General features: G+C 53.7%; 3 protein-coding genes. 2 read left to right on the top strand and 1 reads right to left on the bottom strand.

Going from position 1 to position 2,968, the window contains the following annotated elements:
• Positions 1-385 (bottom strand): FAD-binding oxidoreductase (locus FBQ85_28775; GenBank protein MDL1879128.1); only part of this gene is annotated, 385 nt, incomplete at its 3' end.
• A 217-nt stretch (positions 386-602) separates the two neighbouring features.
• Between FBQ85_28775 and FBQ85_28770 the strand changes: the two genes are divergently transcribed.
• Complete coding sequence (locus tag FBQ85_28770) at positions 603-1,664, top strand: site-specific DNA-methyltransferase (GenBank protein MDL1879127.1); 1,062 nt, start codon at positions 603-605, stop codon at positions 1,662-1,664.
• A 9-nt stretch (positions 1,665-1,673) separates the two neighbouring features.
• Positions 1,674-2,968 (top strand): restriction endonuclease (locus FBQ85_28765; GenBank protein ID MDL1879126.1); only part of this gene is annotated, 1,295 nt, incomplete at its 3' end.

Raw genomic sequence — 2,968 nt, 5'->3', positions numbered from 1 at the left:
CCCGCAGGGCTTCGGGCGACAGCATCTCGGTGTTGATGCCCACGCCGCGCTGCAGGGTGACGTTGGCTTCCAGCCCGGCGCGGTCCTTGGCCGACACCAGGGCCACGAAGCCGGTCCGGCGGAAGCCGCACTCGCCGCCGACCTGCGCCTCGAAATCCCGGAAGACGCCCAGGCTGTAGTGGGCCATGCGGGCGGTCAGTTCGTTGGAGTAGTGCTGGCGGATGATGGCCGACGAGCGGCCGGTGGGGCCGTCGCCGATGTTGTCTTTCTCGACGACGGCGACGCGGACGCCGCGCCGGGCCAGTTGCAGCGCGGTCGAACAGCCGTTGATGCCGCCGCCGACGATGATGACGTCGTAGGTGTGGCCGTTGGGGGTGGGGGACATGTGGCTCTCTCCTGTAGTGGGTGGATGTGAGGGTAGTATAACACAATCGGTTCTGGTGTTGGTGGGAGATATGCGCCCTATGAGCGCAATCGCTATCGTGATGTCGAAACCTCAGCGTGATTGGAAGTATACTATTAGCTGGATGTGAAGTATAATGCGCTCATTCGTTCGATTTGGGCCTGTAACTTCGTTTGAAACCAAGCCATCAAGTATAGTTATGAATTCAACCGTGAGTCTTAAACTTCAAACACTCTACGGGCGTATCTTCCAGGGGGATTCGCTGGAATTCATGAGCCACGCGCTCGATGAAAATTCAATCGATCTGATTATTACCAGCCCGCCATTTGCCTTGCTCAGAAAGAAGGATTACGGCAATGAAGCGCAGGAGGATTACGTTGCTTGGTTCAAGGAATTTGGCAAGGAATTTTATCGAATTCTGAAACCGACCGGTTCTCTGGTAATCGACATCGGTGGTTCCTGGATTCCCGGCCAGCCAACACGCAGTTTATACCACTTTGAGCTACTCATCATGCTCTGCCGTGAATTGGGATTTCATCTGGCTCAGGAGTTTTATTGGTGGAACCCTTCCAAGTTACCGACTCCGGCTGAATGGGTGAACGTGCGTCGGGTGAGGGTCAAAGATGCAGTCAATAGCATTTATTGGCTTTCGAAGACTCCCTGGCCGCGAGCGAGCAATCGCCGTGTGCTAACGCCTTACAGCAATTCAATGAAGGAACTATTGGCAAACGGGTATCGCCCCAAGCGTCGTCCTAGTGGTCACGACATCAGCAACAAGTTTCAAAGAGACAATGACGGAGCTATTCCACCCAACTTGATCGCCGCACCCAACACGGAGAGCAATTCTTACTATTTGCGCTATTGTCGCGAAAAGGGTCTCAAGCCTCATCCGGCCCGATTCCCTGCAAAGCTGCCCGAATACTTCATTCGGATGTTGACCGACGTTGACGACCACGTTTTTGATCCGTTTGCCGGCAGTTGTATAGCGGGTGAAGTCGCGGAGCGGCTGCAACGCCGCTGGACGTGTTGTGAAATAGAGGAAGAATACATTCTTGGGGCATTGGGTCGGTTTACGCCTGAAGGCTGGCGGTCGGCCACTGCGGAAGCGGATCAACCCAGCGCGTACGAGAGCGGAAATCCGGCCGTTCGCTGGTATGGTGTTGAAAACGGCGCGGAGCGCCTGCCTGATGATGGGGGACGCAGCCGTCCACAGACAAATGGGCAACACGCAAGTGAATCGGCGGTCGAGATTGATGAATAAACCAATCAGATGAAATCGGATTTACCAAATTCAAGCCAATTTTCTCCTGTCCAGACACCTTTGCCTGATCTGCTACGGCTCATTGAGGCCTCCCAACCCAATAGGCAGCAGATTCAGCAAAACATAGCCGCCAAATTTTTCGCTACCAGCAAGGATGCCCTTGATCTGGCTAACAACACGGTCCTGGCAATGTCGGAGTATGGATTGCTTGACAAGCCGCGCGGTGATCCCACGTATGCCGCCTTGACCCCCACTGGCGTGCAGATGCTGATGCTGGCTAACGAGGGAAATGCTGAAGAAATGTACGCCGTTTTTGCCAGACATATCCTGTTGAACTTGCGCGGTTTGGAAGTGCTCGCGTGTATTGAAGACTTAATTGCGGCTAATCGTCGACCAACGAAGCAACTGATCGTTAAGGAGTTGCGTTCACGGGGTATATACCATCCACCAAACGGAACGCACGCTAACGGCATGCGCCAGTGGCTGGCGCAGGCGGGTGTCGTTGAAAATTGGACGCCTCGGCGAGCCAGAATTGAATTTCTCCTCCACGGTATTTCAACAGATGATGTTGAGCGTTATTCCACTTTAACGCCGGAGCAGCGAGCCTTTGCCCGTGCGTTCGCGCGGTTGAACGAAGACGAAGCCCTATCTAATAGAGTAGCCGCCTATGCGACGCGGTTATTCGGAGTTGAGTTTCCGGAGGGTGGCTTGCCACAATCGACCCTTTTTGCTTTGCGAGATGCGGGGTTGATCGAATGCGAAAAGACTACCACGGGACAAGGTGCGAAGCCATACGTTGTTCGGCCAACTGAAAAGTTGAGGAATGAATTCTTGGAGCCAATTTTGGCGGCTACCGAAGAATCTGTCGGCATCCAGTACCGCAGATTGATCAGGATGCCTTTTGCGGAAATTTTGCAGGGATTGGATAACGAATCCAGGCATCTTAAGGGGATGGCGTTAGAAGCATTGGCTTTTTATCTAGGACGATTGCTGATGCTCGATTTCGTTCAATGGCGCGTACGAAGCAGTCAGACCGGCGGAGCGGAAATAGACGTCATTATGGAAGGCAAAAATCTGGTTTTCAGCCGGTGGCAAATACAATGCAAAAACACTGCTCAGGCCACCCTTGACGACGTCGCCAAGGAAGTAGGTGTGGCCCAAGTTATCAAAACCAACGTCATTTTAATCGTAACGACAGGGCGAATCGGCCGCGCTGCCCGCGAATTTGCTGAACGGGTGATGCGTGAAACCAACCTTTACATTGCCTTATTGGAAGGTAACACCCTGCGCCAACTGCGAAGCGC

Source organism: Cytophagia bacterium CHB2 (genome assembly GCA_030263535.1).
In the GTDB taxonomy this organism is placed as follows: domain Bacteria; phylum Zhuqueibacterota; class Zhuqueibacteria; order Zhuqueibacterales; family Zhuqueibacteraceae; genus Coneutiohabitans.
Note: the sequence above shows the minus strand (reverse complement) of the source record. Positions and strands in the feature narration are given on the sequence as shown.

What these genes read in the sequence shown, in the direction of transcription:
- FBQ85_28770 (MDL1879127.1), top strand. Translation starts at nt 603, where the DNA reads ATGAATTCAACCGTGAGTCTTAAACTTCAAACACTCTACGGGCGTATC.